The 1,256-nt window shown below is 55.4% G+C and carries 2 protein-coding genes; both read right to left on the bottom strand.

The window, feature by feature from the left end:
- Nucleotides 1-23 precede the first annotated feature (23 nt).
- Nucleotides 24-947 (bottom strand): IS630 family transposase, encoded by a 924-nt coding sequence (locus tag CJ255_RS22005; protein WP_245863666.1) that lies wholly within the window; start codon nucleotides 945-947, stop codon nucleotides 24-26.
- The gene (locus CJ255_RS24565; RefSeq protein WP_245863664.1) at nucleotides 913-1,188 is read right to left on the bottom strand and encodes a helix-turn-helix domain-containing protein; all 276 of its coding nucleotides are present in this window, start codon (nucleotides 1,186-1,188) and stop codon (nucleotides 913-915) included. The genes CJ255_RS22005 and CJ255_RS24565 overlap by 35 nt, the downstream gene beginning before the upstream one ends.
- Nucleotides 1,189-1,256 lie beyond the last annotated feature (68 nt).

Genomic DNA, 1,256 nt, shown 5'->3' with positions numbered 1-1,256 from the left:
ATGGTCTTCCAGAAATTAATCCGCTATCCCAGTCCAACATACTGTAAAAGCTTTGGCGACCCGGTCGTGAAGGAGGCAAAGAATCTATCAAGCTGTGTTCGCATGTCTTCGAGTGAGTCCGCCCAGCGATGCAGATGCGTCACTTCTTGTCGCATTAATCGCCAAATTTTTTCAATAGGATTACACCACGATGCATACGTGGGCAACGGCACCAGTTGGATCGGGAGGCGAATCCCATCCATGCGACGCACCGCACGCAGACTTGGGGTCGCGGGCCAGTGTCCCGGGCGTGAGAACATCCACGGGGTCGTTTGCGGTTCAAGATCCGCCAGCACATCTGCATGAAAATGAACCGGCCAATTATCCAAGACCACAAAGATCCGTTCTGCCTGAGGGTATGCCGCACGCAATTGCTGGTAGAACGCCACGAGGGTCGCAAGGCTGATCGTGTTGGCACGCCGCACGACCACTTGTCCCGTCACCACATCCAAACTTCCCACGATCCGCACCTCACTATCAGCGGCCAAACTCCGTTCAGCGCGCACCTGATCCGCTCCGGCTCGGCCATAGTTTGCAGCAAGGGTTGGTTGGCGGGTGACCGTTACTTCATCCAGATAGACCGTGACGATCTGATCGGGATGAGCATGTGCATACCCAATGACTTCCTCAATAATCGCCAATTTCGCCGCATAGTTCGGATCGGGACTATGCACATGACTTCGTGCACGTTGCCACGTAATCCCCAACCGTTCCAAGATATACGCCACGCCGCTCAAGGAGGTATCTTTCAACCACAGCAATTGACTCCGAATGGCATCCAAACTCCATCGCGTTTGCGTGAGTCCGCACTGTCGTGGATCACAGCGCACGAGATGTTCGATCTCCGTCGCCGCTACCTCAGGATCATGGTGCTCAGGGAGAAAAAGCGGGCTTGCGCCCGCGTCCATCACGAATGGGAAGCCCATCAAACCCCTCGGCTTCCCAGCGGTTTAGCCAGATATACACCGTTTCGGGATGCCGGGGGACGAGTAAACGTTCCCGCGCCACCACGGCTGGTGGGACGCCAGACGCAATCAACAGCAAGGCCGCTGCACGTTCACGCAGATAGGGTTGCGGCGCATGTGCGCGTAGGTACTCCAGTTCCTGTCGTTCTTCCTCCCGTAACAAAAGGGTTCGGCGTGCAGGCATGAGAACCTCCTCAGAAAGGCTTGACACTTCTGCGAGTTATTATACCGGATTATTTACTGGAACACCAT

It is taken from the genome of Candidatus Viridilinea mediisalina (assembly GCF_002532535.1).
Taxonomy (GTDB): Bacteria; Chloroflexota; Chloroflexia; order Chloroflexales; family Chloroflexaceae; genus Viridilinea; species Viridilinea mediisalina.
The sequence above is the reverse complement of the archived record's forward strand: the minus strand, read 5'-3'. Positions and strand labels throughout refer to the sequence as shown.